This is a genomic window from Ensifer sp. Root954 (assembly GCF_001429005.1).
GTDB lineage: Bacteria > Pseudomonadota > Alphaproteobacteria > Rhizobiales > Rhizobiaceae > Ensifer > Ensifer adhaerens.
Genome location: NZ_LMJM01000052.1, coordinates 440,772 through 458,093, shown reverse-complemented (window position 1 = coordinate 458,093; position 17,322 = coordinate 440,772). Strand labels below are relative to the sequence as shown.

Here is a 17,322-nt window from a genome sequence, read left to right as displayed (position 1 = left end):
ATGAAGGCTGAGCCCGGGAGGTTTAGTGCAATCAGCGCGCGCCGAGCCCCGCACGCACCCGCTCGACATTGCTCCTGTGCACAGCCTCATAAGGCGCGAAATAGAGGATCGCGCCGGAGGCGATATCCTCGGCGGCGAATTCCTTGAGTGCGCCGATGGCAGCACCGGTCGCGATCGCGCGGGTCAGCCGCTCGAGATAGCCGCGATTGGCATCGATCAGTTTCGGTCCGTAGCCGCCGCTGGCGATGCGTTCGCGGTCGCCATGGGCGGGTAGAATCCGAGCAATCGGCCATTGCCGCAGGCGCTTGAGTTCCGCGATGTGCGTCGCCGTCTGATCAGCCTCGCTGATGAAGGTCGTCGTATCCTCGAGCGTATCGCCCGCCAGCAGCAGCTTCTCCTCGGGCAGCCAGATCACGTTGCCGTCGGCGCTATGGATGGCGAAGTGATGCAGTTCGACCCGGCGTGCGCCGACGGTCAGTGCAAGCGTCTCGTCGAACAGGCGGTTCGGCATCACGAGGGGCTGGATCGGCGGCGTCGCCGTTTCAATCTTCTCGCGGTTTTCTTCAAGTTTCGCTGCCGTCAGCTTGAGGGCGATGATCTCGCAATCGGCAAAGACCGCATTTCCGGCCACATGATCCTTGTGCCAATGGCTGAGCACGGCGCGGATCGCGGTGACGCCAAGGCTTTCGAGATGGTTGCGGATCGCCCGGGCGTGATCGAGCGAGATATGCGTGTCGTAGACCAGCGCTTGCGTGCCGTCGACGATGGCATAGGAGGCGACGCCGAGTTCGTAGGCGCCGTCATCGAGCCAGTTCGCCGCCTGCGAATAGAGCCGCACTCCGGCAACGCGCCCGTCATAGTAGGCATAGACGCCGGGATAGGGCTCAAGAACCGTAAGGGTCGAGATCATGTCGGTCACGAGGCGCTCCTCCAGCATGGCTTGCGCCCTGTCATAGAGCAGGCGCGCGCCAAACTGAAGGACGGCGTGATCTCGCGCTCTTCGCTATGCCTGTCCGGCGCGCAGCAGATAGGCGTCGTGCTCCCTGAGGAAGGTCATCAGCCGCTCAACGTAATCCGGCGTCACGGCCGCCTTGACGCTCGGCCGCTCGGCGAGCGCCTTGCGCCAGGCGCCGACACGATCGAGTCCGTCGAAAATGCCGTGATCTGCAAGCGTGTCGAAGAGATCGAAGTAACGGAAGATCGGTGCGAAGACCGCATCGACGAGCGAAAATTGTGTACCGGCAAAGTAGGGACCTTCGCCAAGTGCCGCTTCCATGGTCGCAAGTTTGCCGGCCACCGCCTGGCGTTTCTGTTCGTAGGTTTCCCGGTCCTTCGCAGTCTCGAAGCCCCAGAGATCCGAAAGGATCGACGAGCCGAATTCCATCCAGCCGCGATGACGGGCGCGCTCCAGCGCATCTTCGGGGTGAAGCTTCGGGCCGGCTTGGCTTTCCTCAACATATTCGGCGATGACGGAGCTTTCAAACAGTACCGTTTCGCCGCTCTGCTGCGGCACCTGCAACAGCGGCACCTTGCCGAGCGGCGAGATTTTCAGGAACCAGTCGGGCTTGGCCTTGAGGTCGATATAGGTCCGCTCGAAGCGGACGCCTTTTTCGTCGAGCGCGATCGAGGCACGCTGCACATAGGGGCAGAGATGGTGGCTGACGAGGGTAAGCATGGCAATCTCCCGGTTGAGGTAAAGTAGATGCATATGCATGTATGTGGGCTTGCTTCGACTTTCAAGATGGATGTAATTGCATCTATGGGCAAAGAGACGAAAATCGACGAGAAGGGCCCTGGCCCCGAAACGACCGCGGCCTGGATCTGCCTGATGCGCGCACGGGAATGCGTGCTTGCTCGGATCGAGGCCGATTTCAAGGGGGCCAGCCTGCCACCGCTTGGCTGGTACGACGTGTTGTGGGAACTGGTTCAGGCCGAAGACGGCCGGCTGCGGCCCTTCGAGATCGAGGCGCGCACCTTGCTCGCGCAGTATAACTTGTCGCGCCTGATCGATCGCCTGGTCAAAGAGGGGTTGGTCCGTCGCGAAGCCTTCGACGCCGACGGTCGCGGCCAATGGGTTGTCGTCACCGAGGCCGGAAGGGCGCTGCGCGCGCGCATGTGGCAGACTTATGGGCCTTCGATAGAGGCCCATGTCGGCGCCCGGCTGACAGAAGCGGAGGCGCGGCAGCTCACGGGGCTGCTGGCGAAGCTCAGGTAGAGCACGTCAGTTCTCAAAGAGGGTACCGGCGAACGATCGGGTAGCGCCTTCCAGGCAAGTTACCCCTCACCTTAGCGCTCTTCCTGCAGGGGGGAGAGGGGGCGTGCTGGCGTGCTGTTCGTAGCGCCGCCGACCGGAGCCGTCACAGGAGAGGGAGGTCGTCGTTGCTGAGACGAACGGGTGCCATGCGTCTCCTTCGCCCCGCTTGCGGGGAGAAGGTGGCCGGCAGGCCGGATGAGGGGCCCCGACGGGTCGAGCGTCAATCTGGGACGCCGTCGTCGCCTAGCTGCTCAGCCCGAACGACTTCTCCAGCGCTTCCCAGGTCTCGTCCATGGCGAAGGTGCCGGAGAGATAGGGAATGGCCACGTGTCCATAGAGCGGCGAAAGCTGCCACTCGGCCGTTTCCTCGTCGACCCCTGCGATCTGCTGCAGGTAGATCGTCGAGACGAGGCCGGTGCGGTCGGCGCCGGCCTTGCAGTGGATCAGAAGCGGCTTTGGCGCGTCCCTGAGGATCGCCATCAGCGCGTCGGTTTCCTTGCGGTCGATCTCGGCCGAAGCGGACATGGGGAAGTTGATGAGCCGGATACCGTTGCGCTCGGCGGCGGCAACCTCTTCGCGATACCAGCGCTCGTCCGGCTTTTCGCCGCGCAGGTTGAGAATGGTGCGGATGCCGTAGGCCTTGGAATAGGCGGCGATCGCCTCCGGCGTCGGCTGTGCCGAACGGTAGACCTCACCGGCCACGAGCGTATGGAAATTGCCGGTCCACTGAAGACCGACGAGGTAGATGACCAGGGCCGCGACGAGCGCAGCCGTGCCGACGGCGAGGCGCTTCAAAAGACGCTTCGCGCTGGGAAATCTTGCAAATGCCATGTGAGAGACCCGACGCCGTTCCAAGGCGGGCGTGCATGCAAAAATTGCACATTTCGTCCCCGCATCAGCGGCTCGTATAAGGCATCTGTGATATTTTGATGGCAGTGCCTCAGGCGATGAGCGGTGCGGCGATCGCCTTTAGCGCGGCCTGGGCGTCGCGGGGTGCAAGCCGCACCTGCAGACCGCGCTGTCCGCCATTGACGTAGACCTGCACTTCGGCAAGTGCGGCCTCCTCGATTGCCGTCGGCACGTGTTTTTTCTGGCCGAACGGGCTGATGCCGCCGACATGGTAACCGGTCAGCCGCTCGGCATCCGCCGGCTTCATCATCGCCGCCGACTTGCCGCCGAAGGCGGCGGCGAGCTTCTTCATGCTGACCTCACGATCGGAGGGAACGACGCAGCAGACCGGCTTGCCGTCGACTTCAGCCATCAGCGTCTTCAGCACCCGGCTCGGATCCTCGTCGAGCGCCTCGGCCGCCTGCAGGCCGACGCGCTCCGCATTGGGATCATAGTCATAGGCATGCACGCTGAAGGTGACGCCGGCCTTCGAAAGCATCTGCGTGGCGCGCGTGGTCTTCGACATCGTCGTCGCTCCAAATGGGGGTCAGGCTTTGGCGAGCACGGCCTCGTAGAGGTCCGGCTTGAAGCCGATCAGCAGATTGCCGTCCGCTTCGAGCACCGGACGCTTGATCATCGAGGGCTGGGCGAGCATCAGCGCAATCGCCTTGTGTTCGTCGAGGTCCTGCCTGTCGGCCTCGTCGAGCTTGCGGAAGGTCGTGCCGGCGCGGTTCAGCACCGTTTCCCATCCGGCCTCCTTGCACCAGCGCTCGAGATGCGGGCGGTCGATGCCTTCGGCCTTGTAGTCGTGGAAGCGATAGGCGATGCCCCGGCCGTCGAGCCAGGTGCGGGCCTTCTTCATCGTGTCGCAGTTCTTGATGCCGTAAATCGTAACCGTCATTCCCATGCTCCAGCCACAGCGAGCAATTCCGAACGGCCGCGCCGCTGGGAATCGCGCAATTTCAAAGCGTGGCAGGAGTGATAGCCGCCCGATGCGCGGGAGGGAAGACCGAGACCTTGCGTCAGGTCACGCCGGCGTAGCGTCCCGGCTTGTGATTGATCGCCAGCGTCATGTTGACGACAGCGGCCCCGATCACCGAGAGCACCAGGTTCGATGGCGGCAACACGAAGAAGGCGGCAGCCAGAATGGTGAGATCGACCGCCAGCTGGAAATAGCCGGCTCGGACGCCGAACCTTTCCTGGAGATAGATCGCGACGATGTTGATGCCGCCAAGCCCGGTGCGATGGCGAAAGAGGATCAACAGGCCCATGCCCATCAGCCCGCCGCCGACGACCGCCGCATAGATCGGGTCAAGCCGGGCAATCTCCACCCAGCCGGCCGTCAGCCGAGAAAACAGCGAGACGAGGCTGACGGCGATGAAGGTGCGCAGTGCAAACATCCAGCCGAGCCGTTTGACCGCCAGGACGTAGAAGGGCAGGTTGACGAGCGAAAAGACCAGCCAGAACTCGGCGCCGGTCGCATATTGCAGAAGCAGTGCCAGGCCCGACGTGCTGCCCGTGAGCAGCATCGCCTTGCTGTAGATGATGATGCCGAGCGACATGATCAGCGTGCCCGTCAGGATCGCCAGCGCATCCTCGTAGAGGCGATGGCGTTCAGTCGGGGTTACTGTCGCGTCGATGCTGTGCTCGGCCATCATGGTCCTCAGAGGTTCTTGAAGTTGGCGATGACGCCGTCGACTTCCGCCGTCTTCAGGCCGGCAATGTTGATGCGGCCGGAACCGGGCATGTAGATGCCGTGCTCGTTCCGAAGCCGCATGACGTCGACCTCGGCAAGCGGAAGCAGCGAGAACATGCCTTCCTGGCTGGCGACGGCGCCGAGCGCCTGCCAGCGATCGCGCAAGCCTTCGGCGAGCGCGCGGCGGATGTTGGTGATGCGCAGCCGCATGGTTTCGAGTTCTGCTTGCCAGTCACGCTTGAGCTCGGCGTCGGAAAGGATCATCCGCACGATTGCAGCACCGTGATCCGGCGGCATCGAGTAGCTGGTGCGGGCAAGGCCGGCGAGGTTGGAGCGGACCGTATCGGCCGAAGACGGCGAGGCCGTCACCGCGAAGATCGCGCCGGCGCGCTCGCGATAGAGCCCGAAGGACTTGGAGCAGGAAACGGCAACCAGCGCTTCCGGAACGACGCCGATCAGGTGGCGGAGACCGGCGACATCCTCGTCGAGACCGCGGCCGAAGCCCTGGTAGGCAAGGTCGACGAGCGGCAGCAGGCCGCGCTCGGCGATGACGGCGGCAAGCTCCATCCACTGCGCTTGCGTGATGACGCCGCCCGTCGGGTTGTGGCAGCTCGCATGCAGCAGCACGGCGTCGCCGGCGGCAGCGCTCTGGAGCGCCGTTATCATGTTGTCGAAGAGCACGCTCTGCGTCGGCACGTCGAAGAACGGGTAACCGGCGGGCTCAAGGCCAGCGGTCTTGAAGATGCTGGCATGGTTTGGCCAGCTCGGCAGCCCGATCCAGATGCGCTTGCCGCCCATCTGGTGGATGAGGTCGGCCGCGAGCCGGAGAGCGCCGGAACCGCCCGGCGTCTGCACGCCGGCGATATGGCTGCGATCGATGGTATCGCCACCGACCAGCGTCCAGAGATGATCGATAAAGACGAGATCGCCCTCAGGGCCGACATAGGACTTGCTGTCCTGCGTTTCGAGCAGGCGCTTCTCCGCTGCCTTGACGGCGCGAAAGATCGGGGTGTGGCCGGTTTCGTCGCGGTAGACGCCGACGCCGAGATCGACCTTTCCGGGGCGCTCGTCCTTGCGGTAAAGCCCGATCAGGGCCAGCAACGGATCATCGGGTTGGCGGGTCAGAGCGTCGAACATGCCGGAAATTCCCCCTTGAGTGGCAGCGATGCGTTATCGGTCGAGAAAGCCTGCCGGCCGCCGTTCCTCCGGCTGCCCTGCGGCTTTCTTCTTAAGTCAGCGCAAGCGCAAAATCGATGCGATATTTGCCACAGAGACAATATCGACAGCGTGCTATTTGCGCAAAATTCTGCAATTCATTTGCTGATTTGCGTGCTGCGGCATATTTCCTGAAGCCGAAATCGAAGCGTTGGGGGCGATGATGGTCGAGAAGATGGCGGTGGAACTGGATCAGATCGACCGGCGGATCATCCGCCTTCTGGTGGAGGATGCATCGCTCAGCAACAACGCGCTTGCGGCGAGAGTCGGGCTCTCGCCGGCGCCGCTGTCGCGCCGCCTTGCCCGGCTCTATGCGGCCGGCGTCATCCGCCAGACGGTGGTCGTCGATCCGAAGGCAGCCGGCATCGGCTTCCAGGCCTTCGTCGAGGTGACGCTGGAGCGCACCGCAAGCAAGGTCGGCCAGCGCTTCATCGAGCTGGTGTCGCGCATGCCGGAGGTGGTGGAATGCCACACGGTCGCCGGCGATTTCGATTTTCTTCTGAAGATCGCGGTGCGCGACGTCGCGGATTACAAACGCCTGCTCTGGAGCGAATTCGAGCAGATCGCCGAGATCAAGACGTTGCGCTCGACCATTCTGCTCGACAGCCCAAAGATGACGGCCGCCACGGGGGCGTGACGGCCGCTTGAACATTCAATCCCAAGTCCTAGGCTTCGAGCGACCCGGGTTTGCGCCCGGCGCTCGACGGCGCAGCGCAGGCGATCTTCATCAAGTCCGAGCGCCGGCGTGCAAGGCGGGTCGAGACGCGGGTGACAATCAGCCCGTCTTGGGGCGCGCGCACCTCGAGGGCGCCGTCCGCCTGGCCGGGGCGCGTAAGGATCGTTGCGAGCAGATCGCCTGCCTTCACGCTCTCGCCGATATCCCGGTGGAACAGGATGGCGCCGGCCTCAGGGGCCCGGATCATCTCGATGTTGTCGAGCGGTGCGATGATGCCAGCGAAGGGTGCAATCGTTTCTTCGTCACCGGTAATGACGCCGCGGGCGACGAGGAAGCGGAAGACCCCTTCGGCATCCTTGCGAGCAAGCTCCGGATAGACGTCGCGCGTGCCGCGAAGCTCGACCGTCACCGAGAGGCGTCCCGGCAGGCGTGTCTTCTTCTGCCCGGTTTCGTATTTCCAGGCATAGGCGACAGCCTCCTCGAAGGCGGAGCTTTCGCCGTCCGAAAGGAAGACCGCCTCCATATCGAGCGCCGAGGCGAGGTCGCCCGCTTCCGGCCAGAAGGCGTCGTCGATATAGGCGTATTGCAGCGCCTCGTCGTCGCAATGAAGATCGAGCATCAGGTCGGCGCCGAGCGCCATATGCAGCAGCTGCCGTTTCAGCCGATCCGTCGCCGAGTAGCGGTCGAGATCGTCGATCAGCCGGTCACGGTCGCCAAGCGTGATCAGCGGAAAATCACGGTTGAAGTTCGTGCGTGAGCCGAGGTCGAAGCGGCCCTGCAACTCGCCGAAATGCGACTGCGCGGTGCCGATCGGGTTTGCCTGGGGCACGACGGTGATGTCGCCGAGGATGGCGCCGTCCTTCTCCGCCTGCTGCAGCCGCTGCAGCAGGAAATGGGCAAGTGCGGTGCCCGGCAGTTCGTTGGCGTGCAGCGCCGCCTGGATGTAGGTCTTCGGTGCAGCGGCCGTTCTGCCCTTGAAACGGAAAACCGGCAGGCGCCATTCGATACCGGGCGTATCGCCGGCGATGATGATTTCGGAAACGTCCATGGGCTCCTCCCGTATCGTTCGTTGGTCGCGCTTATCGGCATTCCCAAGGCGCTCCGCAAGTCGCTAAGAACTAGGGTGCGGTTTCGGGTTGCGCCGACGTCGCTCTGGCTTTGACATGATCGGCAGTCCTATTGTTCTGTGAAGCATCCAGCACAGGTGGAGACACCAAGATGATCCTGATCGGCCAATATGACTCCCCCTTCGTGCGACGCGTGGGCATCGCGCTCAGCCTTTACGACATCCCGTTCGAACACCGTCCCTGGTCGTCCTTCGGCAATGCCGACGAGCTTCGGGCCTACAATCCGCTGACGCGCGTGCCGACGCTGGTGCTGGACGATGGGACGGTGCTTACCGACAGCCATATCATTCTCGATTATCTCGACAGTCTCGTTTCCGACGACCGGGTCCTGTTCCCGCGAACGGAACCGGCGCGCCATCGGGTGCTGAGAATCGCGACGCTTGCCACGGGCCTCGGCGACAAGGCCGTCAGCCTGTTCTACGAGAAGCGGTTGCACGGGGCGGTCTCGGCACTCTGGGTCGACCGCTGCCGCCGCCAGATCGAAGAGACGCTTCAAGTGCTCGAAACGAGCCGCGCGCAAAGCACGGGCGCCTACTGGTTCGGCGAGCGCATCGGCCATGTGGATATCGCCGTTGCGGCCGTGTTGCGCTTCCTCAAGGAGGTGCATCCCGATCTGGTCGCGATGGGGCGCTATCCGCGTCTGCAGGCGCATGCGGACATGCTTGAAGCGCTTCCGGTGTTCCAGACGATCAGCCAGCCCTTCATTCCGCCCGCGTAAGGGGGGTGGCTCCCCGTCGGAGCCGGGCTGGCACATCACCAAGGTGTACGGCTACCCCGCCTGGACTTCAGCGCGACGGCAATAGCGGCCAGCGGGCGAGGATCTTCGCAGAGCCCGCCCCCTTGCGGGCATGGATCAGAACGAGTTCGCGCGCCACCCAGGAGACCGGTTCGGAAACGCGGAGATCCGGCGCGACCCGATCGTTCCGGTAGAGCGTCATATGGGGGATTGCCATGAGCGGGCGTTTGAGCGCCTCGATCTGCCGGACCAGCGCGCTGAAGCCCGGTGCGGCGTCGCGCGCCGTCAGGGCGCGCGGTCGGTCGCGGCCATTGCCGTTGCTGACCAACCTGTCGAGGCGGATCTCGACCGCTGGCACGTCGACGCGGTCACCCTGCCGCAGCGCATCAGCAACCGCGAAGTCGGGCAAGCCGCGGCCCTGCCAGCGCTTGTCGACAGAGACGTGCAGGCGATCGGGCCGATAGATGAAGCCATCCGCCATCTGGTCGGCAAAATCCCTTTCGGCAATCGCCAGTGCCTTCGTGGCAGCCGGCTCGTCCGGAAGCGAAGTAGAGAATGTCGATTGCCGGCGCTGGCTGGGGACAGCCGAGATCGAATGCGAATTGGTTCGACGACATGGTACCCTCCGCCGCCCGGGTCGCGCGCCACTACATGTGGTCTCGACCGGAGATGGGGATGCCGGCTGACAATGCCAAGGACATCCGGCGGGGAATGGAAGACTTCACCCGTTGGCTGACGCTGTTGCTTCGCTACTCCGTCGGCATCCGGCCAAATTTCTGCAAATTCGGATCGAGACGGTCCCAGGCAAGGCCGCGCACGGCGTAGGTCACCGCTTGCGGTCTGTAACGGCTGGGATCGTCGAGGCTTGCAGCGCGAACGCTGAAGAACTTCGGCATGGCTGAGAAGGTCATGTAGACCGGAGAGCCGCAACTGGGGCAGAAGCCGCGCGTCTTCACATGGCCGCTGTCGGCGACCATGTCCCAATGCGAGGCCTGACCTTCGAGCTTCACGCCCTCGCGGCGGAACGTCATATGCGATCCGTGCCCGGTCCCGCTTTCGTGCTGGCAATCACGGCACTGGCAGTCGTTGGAGAAGACCGGTTCTCCTGAGATCTCGTAGCGGATCGCACCGCAGGCGCATCCGCCGATATAGGACTTGCTCATACATTCGCTCCAGTCTCGGGCACGGCAAAGCCTTTCGCGTGGCTGCGAGGGCGACGCCGACCAATCACTTTGCCTGTTTCGGGGGGGCCGGATCGCTATGGCGACCCGGCCTGGGCTTCAATGCTGTTCGTCGGTAATGGTGCCGAGCCGCGACAGGACCTTCGGCCAGCCATTGCTCATGTTGGCATAGGCACTGTCGTTCTTCGGCGTGACGAAGCCGGAATGAACGAGCCGGAGGCGGGTGCCGTTGTCGACCTTCGTCAGCGTCCAGGTGACGACCGTATCGAGACGCGAGCCATAGCCGCTGTTGCCTTCGTCGCCACCTTTCCAGGAGTAGACGAAACGCTCATGCGGGCGCACCTCCAGCACCTGGCAACGGATGGTCCCGTCCCATGCGCCGGCGGGCGTCGTCCGGAAGGTGAAATGGGTGCCTTCCACCGGTTGGAAGCCGGTCGGCGGCATGATCCATCGGCCCATCAATTCGCCGTTGGTCAGTGTCCTCCAGATCGTCTCGGGCGTATGCGGAAAGACCTCGTCGACGACGATATCCTGGGTCTCGAGTTTCAAGGCTGCTGCGTCGGTCATGGATCGATCTCCTTGAGAAGGGTGCGCAGATTGGCGAAGCGGTCACGCCAGAAGGTACCGTAGTGGCTCATCCAGTCGACGAGCGGCGCCAGGCCCTCGGGCTCGGCGCGGTAATAGACGTTGCGGCCCTCCGGACGCTCGGCGACGAGACCCGCCTGTTTCAGCGACTTGAGGTGCTGTGAAATCGCGCCCTGCGTCACGCCGCTGCCGCGCGTCAGTTCGACGACGGTGATCTCGTCGGCATTGGCGATGCGCTCGAACACGGCGCGCCTGGTCGGATCGGCAAGGGCGCGCATGACGGCGGTGATGGGAGCGGTTTCGATCATCATGGATAAATAAATAGCGGATACTAATTGATTAGTCAACGCTATTGATTTGAATGCTGCTGCAGAACGAAAAGGCACGCTCGAGGCGTGCCTTCCGTCGCTTTGATCCCCGGAGCACATTGCCTCAATGCGGGCTCGCCGTCGGGCGCACGATGATCTCGCTGACGTCGACATCGTCGGGCTGTCCGATGGCGTAGGCGATCGACGACGCGATGGCGTCAGGACTGATGCAGACGGCCCGCCATTCCTTCATGGTTTCTCGTGCGGTCAAATCGCTGATCGTATCGGCGAGTTCGGAGGTCGTCGTTCCGGGCGAGATGACGGTAACGCGGATGCGGTCGGTCTCCTGCCTCAGGCCGTCCGAGATCGCCCGGACGGCGAACTTGGTGGCGCAATAGACGGCGGCCGTCGGCGACACCGAATGGCCGCCGATCGAGGAGATGTTGATGATCTGCCCGGCCCCTTGCGCGCTCATGATCGGCAGGGCCGCGGCGATACCGTAGAGCACACCCTTGATGTTCACGTCGACCATGCGATCCCACTCGTCGACCTTGAGCGCTGCCAGCGGCGACAGCGGCATCACGCCGGCATTGTTGACGATGACATCGAGGCGGCCGAATTCGGCCTGGGCAAAGCGGGCGAAGGCCGCGACGTCGCCGCGGTCGGTAACGTCGAGCACGCGAAAGCGGACCTCGCCGCCGGCGCCGGCGATTTCGCCGGCGATGCGTTCCAGCCGGTCGGACCGGCGTGCGCCAATCACGACTTTGGCTCCGGCAGCCGCCAGCAGCTTCGCAGCGGCTTCGCCGATGCCGCTGCTTGCGCCGGTCACGGCCACGACTTTTCCGTGAACATTTTCCATGGATATGCCCTTTCGAAAGGTGCGTTTCTGTTTGAGTCCGGCTCGGGCGTTGGGCCTGAGCGCCGGTGAGACAGAAGATAGAAAGGGCGATCCGTTCGATCGAGGTGCCGATCGAGCATGGGGCGGTCAGAAATTCTAACCAAAGATCTGGAGGCAACGGGGCCGGCAACGGCGTCCACCAGGATCTTCCGGATTGTCTTCGGGACAAGCAAAAGGGCGACGCGTCGCGCTTCGCCCTTTTGCCTTCGTTGCCGCTTGATATCGCTTATTCGCTCGCCTGCGCTGCCTGCTCGATCAGCTTGGCGACCGCTTCCGGCTTCGAGACGTAGATGGCGTGGCTGCCGGATGTTTCGATCACGGTGGAGCCGGCGCGTTTTGCCATCTGGCGCTGGGCGGCCGGCGGGATCATGTGGTCGTCGGTCGCGACCAGATAGAAGCTCGGCTTCTCCTTCCAGGCCGGAGCGGTGACGGCGCCGGCTGCCGCTTCGACCCCCCACGGGACCTGGGAGTCGGCCATGAAGGCGGCAATCTCAGGATCGACATCGGCCGCGAAGGCGGCGGCGAACTTTTCCTTGTCGAGCGAGAGGAAACCATCGACCGGCGGCAGGATCGGCGGAACGGGCGCGCCGGCCGGCGGGTTGGCGATGAGCGAGGAAACGGACTCGCCCTTATCCGGCGCGAAGGCGGCGATGTAGACGACAGACTTCACCTTCTCATCGGTGCCGGCTTCCGAAACGACCACACCGCCATAGGAGTGGCCGACGAGCACGATCGGGCCGTCCTGAGCGGCGATCGCACGCTTGGTGGCCGCGACATCGCCGGCAAGCGTCAGGGTCGGGTTCTGCACGATGGTGACGTTATAGCCGTCCTTCTTCAGGATGTTGTAGACGCCCTGCCAGCCGGAGCCGTCGGCAAAGGCGCCGTGAACGAGCACGACATTCTTGGTGGCGGGGGCGGCCTGGGCCGGCGTCAGCGCGCTTGCGGAGAGGGCGAAAGCGGCGGCGGTGATGAGGGACTTGAGCATTTCGGGTCTCCTTCGTTGAGTTGTTTTGCGATATTCATTATCGCGATAAGCATCGTATACGGCGACTCCGGTTTCTTGTAAAGATATTAATTATCGCGATATCTATTTTCGCGGAAGAAGCCGCAAAGCGCCACAAGGAGGTTGGAATGCCTGACGAACCGACAACGCTGCCGCTCGACAGCCAGCTCTGTTTTTCGATCTACTCGGCGTCGATCGCCATCAACCGCGTCTACAAGCCGATGCTCGATGCGCTCGGTGTGACCTACACGCAGTATCTCGTCCTGAGCACGCTTTGGGAGAGGGATGGGTTGACGATCTCGGCGATTGCCGATCGGCTGGGTCTGGAATCGAGCACGATCACGCCGGCTGTGAAGCGGCTCGAAGCTGCCGGCTTCCTGGGTCGGCATCGCAGCGTCACCGACGAGCGGCAGGTCGAGGTCCACCTCACCGCGAAAGGGCGCGGCCTCCACGTGAAGACCGGCTGCCTGACCGATGCGCTTCTGGAAAACTCCGGCTTCACGGTGCCGGAAATGATCGATTTGAACGAGCGGGTGCGGAAACTCCGCGATGGCATGCGCGACGCGGTGAAGTAGCGCTGCACCCGGGCCGCGACTGTGCCGGGAAGCAAAAAGGGCGCGCCGAAGCACGCCCTTTAACATTTTTTATCACCGACGCAGCAGATGCGTCCGCGCGTTTATTCCCACTCGATCGTGCCCGGCGGCTTCGAGGTGACGTCGTAGACGACGCGGTTGATGCCGCGGACCTCGTTGATGATACGCGTCGCCGCGCGGCCGAGGAATTCCATGTCGTAGTGGTAGAAGTCCGCCGTCATGCCGTCGACCGAGGTGACGGCGCGAAGTGCACAGACGAACTCGTAGGTGCGGCCATCGCCCATGACGCCGACGGTCTGCACCGGCAGAAGCACAGCGAAAGCCTGCCAGATGGCGTCATAGAGGCCGGCCTTGCGGATTTCGTCGAGATAGATCGCATCCGCTTCGCGCAGGATCTCGAGCTTCTCGCGGGTGATGCCGCCCGGGCAACGGATGGCAAGGCCCGGACCCGGGAAGGGGTGGCGGCCGATGAAGCTGTCGGGCAAGCCGAGTTCGCGGCCGAGCACGCGCACTTCGTCCTTGAAGAGTTCGCGCAGCGGCTCGACGAGCTGCATGTTCATGCGCTCCGGCAGGCCGCCGACATTGTGGTGCGACTTGATGGTCACCGACGGGCCGCCGGTAAACGAGACGCTTTCGATCACGTCGGGATAGAGCGTCCCTTGGGCGAGGAAGTCCGCACCGCCGAGCTTCTTTGCCTCTTCCTCGAACACCTCGATGAACAGGCGGCCGATGATCTTGCGCTTGGTTTCCGGATCGCTCTGGCCTTCCAACTCGCCGATGAACCGGTCGGAAGCGTCGACGTGCAGGAGGTGGAGGTTGTAGTGCTCCTCGAACATCGCAACGACGTTCTTCGCCTCGTCCTTGCGCATCAGGCCGTGGTCGACGAGGATGCAGGTGAGCTGGTCGCCAACGGCTTCATGGATCAGCAGTGCCGCAACCGAGCTGTCGACGCCGCCCGAGAGCGCGCAGATCACCTTCTTGTCACCGACTTGACGGCGGATCGCCTCGACCGCCTTGGCACGATAGGCCGACATCGACCAGTCGCCCTTGATGCCGGCGATCTTGTGCACGAAGTTGGAAATCAGCTTGGCGCCATCGGGCGTGTGCACGACTTCCGGATGGAACTGCACGGCGTAGTACTTGCGCTTCTCGTCGGCGATGAAGGCGAAGGGGGCGTTGGCGGAGGTCGCGACGACCTCGAAGCCTTCGGGGATCGCGGTGACGCGGTCGCCATGCGACATCCAGACCTGGTGGCGCGAGCCGAGGGACCAGAGACCGTCGAACAGCGCGCATTCCTTTTCGACTTCCAGGAAGGCGCGGCCGAATTCACGGTGATGGCCGCTCTCGACCTTGCCGCCGAGCTGGGCGCAGATGGTTTGCTGGCCATAGCAGATGCCGAACACCGGCAGGCCGGAATCGAAGATCACCGAGGGCGCACGCGGCGAGCCGATATCGAGCGTCGAGGCCGGGCTGCCGGAAAGGATGACGGCCTTCGGCTTCAGCCGCTGAAAACCTTCTTCGGCCGACTGGAACGGCACGATTTCGCAATAGACACCGGATTCGCGCACGCGCCGGGCGATGAGCTGCGTTACCTGGCTGCCGAAGTCGACGATAAGGACGGTGTCGGGATGGGCTGTCTGGGTCATTGGGTGCCTTCAAACAAGCTTGATCATGGCGAGCCTTTAATGAAAGCCCGCCATCGACGCAACGATTCAATTGCACCCGGACAATTCCGGGGTTTTGGAGCGGGATGAGGAAAAGTGCGTGCGGTTTTCCGCCCGCATCCCGCTCTGACTTGTGAGCATCGATCACGTTTATGGCTTTGGGTCGACCAGACCCGAAGCCATCGGGGTCTAGAGCGGGATCACGCCGCTCGAAACCGCATTCTCCAACCGGTCGATCACGCTTGCAAGCTTCTCGTCGATGACGTGAAGATACTCCGTCCAGTCGTTGACGTGCTTCAGTTCGGCCTTGCCGTCGGAAATGCCGCGAAGCGCAATCAAAGGAATGCCGAAGGACTGGCAGGCGCGCAGCACCGCGAAGGTCTCCATCTCGACCATGTCGGCGTCGATCGCCTCGTAGGCAGCGCCCGAGACGATGTTGGCGCCGGTCGAAAGCCGCGCTTCCGGAACGCCGGGGATGCGCAGCGGCAGCGGCACCACGGCCGGAAGGTCGAGAAACGGCGTTGCGCCCTTCTCGAAGCCGAGCGGCGAGGCATCCATGTCGCGGTAGCCGACGGAAACCGCTTGGTAAACTTCGGTCTGCTCGAGCGTGGCGGCACCCGCCGAGCCGAGCGAAACGACGAGATCGGGCAGGGCCCGCTCGGCGGTGAGTTCGGCAAGCGTGCGCGTCAACACGACGGCCGCCTCGACCGGCCCGACGCCGGTCATCAGCGGCTTGATCCGGCCTTTCAGGTGCGGACCGTACTCGGCATCCACGGCCATGACGTAGAGCACCTTGCGTCCGGCAACGTCCTTGACGGCAAAACTCATCCTTCGATCCCTTCGCGTCCGCGCACAACCATCATCGTTCCGGTCATCGAGGCGATCAGCTTTGCCGGTCCGTCGGAGCGGATCGCATAGCCGCGACCGTCGGAAACGATGATCGTCGATCCGGGCTTTGTCACCTCGCCGCGGAAGAGGAAGCGTTCGCCGCGCCCGGGCGAAAGCAGGTTGACCTTGAACTCGATCGTCAGGATCGAGGCATCCGGATCAATCACCGAATAGGCCGCATAGGTGCCGGCTGAATCCAGCGCCGCGGAGATCACGCCGGCATGCAGGAAGCCGTGCTGCTGCGTCAGCTTGTCGTCGAAGGGCAGCTCGATTTCGACCGTGCCTTGCTCGACAAGTGTCAGTTCGGCTCCGATCGTGCGCATCGCCGCCTGCCGCGCGAAGCTCTCGCGAATGCGCTTTCGGAAATCGGGGGGATCACGGTCGTCCATCAGTCCATGGGCCTTTGTGTCGGGCGGCATCATTATGACCGCGGGACAGTGGCACGGTCGTGAAGGTCGGACAAGTTCAATTCATGAGCAAAATCGCGCTGTTGAGCGCCGTCGCAAACGCAACCCAGGCGAGATAGGGAAGGAACAGCAGGGCTGAAATGCGATCCCGTTGCCAACTTGCGACGACGAAGCCGGCAACCGCGATCACGAGCGCGATGATCACGATCAGCGCCGACGCTATATCCTGCATGCCAAAGAACAGTGGCGACCAGAGGAAGTTGAGGATCATCTGCGCCAGCCACAGGCGCATGGCGGCGCTGCGCCGATGATCGAGAAACATGCGGGCGCCGACAACGCCGATCATCACGTAGAGGATCGACCAGACCGGCGCGAAGATCCAGTCCGGTGGATTGAAGGCTGGCTTTGTGAGCGATCGGTACCATTCGCCGGGGATGTTGTTGGTGCCGATGAGAAGGCCGAGGCCGAGAACGGCGGCGATGAAGACTACGTATACGATGGTTTTGTTCATGATCTCGCCAGATAGAACAGACTTTCCGTCTTTCCAGCGGGGCCGCCGTTTTGAAGCCATCATGCACCACCTATATGAGCTGCCATGAAGACCTTCCGACGTATCGACATCCGGCCGGCCGGCCCGGATGACATCATGATGATCGCCTCCGTTATCGTCGAAACCTGGCGATCGACCTTCCGCGGGCTGATTTCCGATGCCTTTCTCGACGCCATGAGCATCGAGGAGCAGGCGTTGCGCCACGCAAGACGCATGCGCATCGCCGACGTCTTCCATCTGGTTGCGGTTGACGTGAGCACGAACAAGGTGATCGGCTTTGCCAATTACGGCAAGGCGCGCTCGATGCCGCCGCGGTTCGACCGCGAGCTCTATGCGCTTTACATCCTGAAAGAGTTCCAAGGCGCGGGCATCGGCTCGGCACTGGTGCGCAGCGTCGCCGGTCACTGCCGGGAGCTTGGCGGCAAGTCGCTCTTTGCCTGGGTGCTTTCCAGCAACCCGAATCGGGGCTTCTACGAGCATCTCGGCGCCATTGCCGTTGGCCAGGGCCAGGTGAGCCTCGGCGGCGAAAACCACGACCAGACCGCCTATCGTTGGAGCGATCTGGCAAAACTCTCCGGCGACGGCCGTTTTTCCGCCTGAGATCGTCTTAGGCCTAAGCCAACCGCACGATGTGCTGGTCCCAGGCGACGCGG

24 protein-coding genes are annotated in these 17,322 nt (G+C 63.3%); 6 read left to right on the top strand and 18 right to left on the bottom strand.

All coding sequences use genetic code 11. The features are described 5' to 3' along the window. Positions 1–31 precede the first annotated feature (31 nt). Together ASE71_RS32740 and ASE71_RS32735 are read right to left on the bottom strand one after the other, a co-directional pair. Positions 32–910 carry an MBL fold metallo-hydrolase gene (locus ASE71_RS32740; protein ID WP_244496878.1) on the bottom strand — a complete coding sequence of 293 codons (879 nt, stop codon included), beginning with the start codon at positions 908–910 and terminating at the stop codon, positions 32–34. 93 nt (positions 911–1,003) lie between these two features. Next, a complete protein-coding gene (locus ASE71_RS32735; RefSeq protein ID WP_113544684.1) occupies positions 1,004–1,675 on the bottom strand; it encodes a glutathione S-transferase family protein in 672 nt (223 codons plus the stop codon). A gap of 84 nt (positions 1,676–1,759) precedes the next feature. On the opposite strand from ASE71_RS32735, the gene ASE71_RS32730 reads away from it, so the two are divergent. Continuing rightward, positions 1,760–2,215: a MarR family winged helix-turn-helix transcriptional regulator gene (locus ASE71_RS32730; protein WP_060519624.1), complete on the top strand. Its 456-nt coding sequence runs from the start codon at positions 1,760–1,762 to the stop codon at positions 2,213–2,215. Between the two features lie 282 nt (positions 2,216–2,497). Here ASE71_RS32730 and ASE71_RS32725 read toward each other — a convergent pair whose 3' ends face one another. The 5 genes from ASE71_RS32725 to tatA form a co-directional block, all read right to left on the bottom strand. Beyond that, positions 2,498–3,085, bottom strand: coding sequence for a dual specificity protein phosphatase family protein (locus ASE71_RS32725; RefSeq protein ID WP_060519626.1), 588 nt, complete (start codon positions 3,083–3,085; stop codon positions 2,498–2,500). A 109-nt stretch (positions 3,086–3,194) separates the two neighbouring features. Beyond that, positions 3,195–3,668, bottom strand: coding sequence for a Cys-tRNA(Pro) deacylase (ybaK, locus tag ASE71_RS32720; protein WP_060519628.1), 474 nt, complete (start codon positions 3,666–3,668; stop codon positions 3,195–3,197). 21 nt (positions 3,669–3,689) lie between these two features. Beyond that, positions 3,690–4,043: an ArsC family reductase gene (locus ASE71_RS32715; protein ID WP_060519630.1), complete on the bottom strand. Its 354-nt coding sequence runs from the start codon at positions 4,041–4,043 to the stop codon at positions 3,690–3,692. Positions 4,044–4,164: 121 nt separating this feature from the next. Beyond that, complete coding sequence (locus ASE71_RS32710) at positions 4,165–4,797, bottom strand: YitT family protein (RefSeq protein WP_113293181.1); 633 nt, start codon at positions 4,795–4,797, stop codon at positions 4,165–4,167. An 8-nt stretch (positions 4,798–4,805) separates the two neighbouring features. Further along, positions 4,806–5,975, bottom strand: a complete 1,170-nt coding sequence (gene tatA, locus ASE71_RS32705) for a tyrosine aminotransferase (RefSeq protein ID WP_060519634.1) — start codon at positions 5,973–5,975, stop codon at positions 4,806–4,808. Positions 5,976–5,990: 15 nt separating this feature from the next. Here tatA and ASE71_RS36130 point away from each other — a divergent pair, with 15 nt between their 5' ends. Together ASE71_RS36130 and ASE71_RS32700 are read left to right on the top strand one after the other, a co-directional pair. Continuing rightward, a complete protein-coding gene (locus ASE71_RS36130) occupies positions 5,991–6,188 on the top strand; it encodes a hypothetical protein (protein WP_143106249.1) in 198 nt (65 codons plus the stop codon). Between the two features lie 28 nt (positions 6,189–6,216). Next, positions 6,217–6,690 carry an Lrp/AsnC family transcriptional regulator gene (locus ASE71_RS32700; protein WP_089043352.1) on the top strand — a complete coding sequence of 158 codons (474 nt, stop codon included), beginning with the start codon at positions 6,217–6,219 and terminating at the stop codon, positions 6,688–6,690. A 28-nt stretch (positions 6,691–6,718) separates the two neighbouring features. Here ASE71_RS32700 and ASE71_RS32695 read toward each other — a convergent pair whose 3' ends face one another. Next, entirely contained in the window at positions 6,719–7,777 is a 1,059-nt protein-coding gene (locus ASE71_RS32695) for a succinylglutamate desuccinylase/aspartoacylase family protein (RefSeq protein WP_060519636.1), read from the bottom strand. Between the two features lie 170 nt (positions 7,778–7,947). Between ASE71_RS32695 and ASE71_RS32690 the strand changes: the two genes are divergently transcribed. Beyond that, a complete protein-coding gene (locus ASE71_RS32690; RefSeq protein WP_034804548.1) occupies positions 7,948–8,574 on the top strand; it encodes a glutathione S-transferase family protein in 627 nt (208 codons plus the stop codon). Between the two features lie 67 nt (positions 8,575–8,641). Here ASE71_RS32690 and ASE71_RS32685 read toward each other — a convergent pair whose 3' ends face one another. The 6 genes from ASE71_RS32685 to ASE71_RS32660 form a co-directional block, all read right to left on the bottom strand. Then, positions 8,642–9,073: a hypothetical protein gene (locus ASE71_RS32685; protein WP_060519638.1), complete on the bottom strand. Its 432-nt coding sequence runs from the start codon at positions 9,071–9,073 to the stop codon at positions 8,642–8,644. A 268-nt stretch (positions 9,074–9,341) separates the two neighbouring features. Next, positions 9,342–9,755 (bottom strand): GFA family protein, encoded by a 414-nt coding sequence (locus ASE71_RS32680; protein WP_060519640.1) that lies wholly within the window; start codon positions 9,753–9,755, stop codon positions 9,342–9,344. Between the two features lie 117 nt (positions 9,756–9,872). Beyond that, the gene (locus ASE71_RS32675; RefSeq protein WP_034804539.1) at positions 9,873–10,340 is read right to left on the bottom strand and encodes an SRPBCC family protein; all 468 of its coding nucleotides are present in this window, start codon (positions 10,338–10,340) and stop codon (positions 9,873–9,875) included. Continuing rightward, positions 10,337–10,666 carry an ArsR/SmtB family transcription factor gene (locus ASE71_RS32670; protein ID WP_060519878.1) on the bottom strand — a complete coding sequence of 110 codons (330 nt, stop codon included), beginning with the start codon at positions 10,664–10,666 and terminating at the stop codon, positions 10,337–10,339. Before ASE71_RS32670 ends, ASE71_RS32675 begins: the two co-directional genes overlap by 4 nt. Before the next feature lie 124 nt (positions 10,667–10,790). Continuing rightward, on the bottom strand, positions 10,791–11,525 hold the full coding sequence (locus ASE71_RS32665; RefSeq protein ID WP_060519643.1) for an SDR family oxidoreductase: 735 nt from the start codon (positions 11,523–11,525) through the stop codon (positions 10,791–10,793). 265 nt (positions 11,526–11,790) lie between these two features. Continuing rightward, a complete protein-coding gene (locus ASE71_RS32660; protein WP_060519645.1) occupies positions 11,791–12,549 on the bottom strand; it encodes an alpha/beta hydrolase in 759 nt (252 codons plus the stop codon). Between the two features lie 146 nt (positions 12,550–12,695). Between ASE71_RS32660 and ASE71_RS32655 the strand changes: the two genes are divergently transcribed. Beyond that, positions 12,696–13,142 carry a MarR family winged helix-turn-helix transcriptional regulator gene (locus ASE71_RS32655; protein WP_034804530.1) on the top strand — a complete coding sequence of 149 codons (447 nt, stop codon included), beginning with the start codon at positions 12,696–12,698 and terminating at the stop codon, positions 13,140–13,142. Between the two features lie 101 nt (positions 13,143–13,243). On the opposite strand, the gene guaA is transcribed toward ASE71_RS32655, so the two are convergent. The 4 genes from guaA to ASE71_RS32635 form a co-directional block, all read right to left on the bottom strand. Further along, a complete protein-coding gene (gene guaA, locus ASE71_RS32650) occupies positions 13,244–14,806 on the bottom strand; it encodes a glutamine-hydrolyzing GMP synthase (protein ID WP_034804526.1) in 1,563 nt (520 codons plus the stop codon). A gap of 207 nt (positions 14,807–15,013) precedes the next feature. Next, complete coding sequence (locus tag ASE71_RS32645; protein WP_060519647.1) at positions 15,014–15,652, bottom strand: 5'-methylthioadenosine/S-adenosylhomocysteine nucleosidase; 639 nt, start codon at positions 15,650–15,652, stop codon at positions 15,014–15,016. Further along, complete coding sequence (locus tag ASE71_RS32640; RefSeq protein ID WP_034805179.1) at positions 15,649–16,101, bottom strand: PaaI family thioesterase; 453 nt, start codon at positions 16,099–16,101, stop codon at positions 15,649–15,651. The genes ASE71_RS32645 and ASE71_RS32640 overlap by 4 nt, the downstream gene beginning before the upstream one ends. Positions 16,102–16,177: 76 nt before the next feature. Further along, complete coding sequence (locus ASE71_RS32635; protein WP_060519649.1) at positions 16,178–16,630, bottom strand: TspO/MBR family protein; 453 nt, start codon at positions 16,628–16,630, stop codon at positions 16,178–16,180. A gap of 84 nt (positions 16,631–16,714) precedes the next feature. Between ASE71_RS32635 and ASE71_RS32630 the strand changes: the two genes are divergently transcribed. Continuing rightward, positions 16,715–17,269 (top strand): GNAT family N-acetyltransferase, encoded by a 555-nt coding sequence (locus ASE71_RS32630; protein WP_060519651.1) that lies wholly within the window; start codon positions 16,715–16,717, stop codon positions 17,267–17,269. Positions 17,270–17,322: the final 53 nt, after the last annotated feature.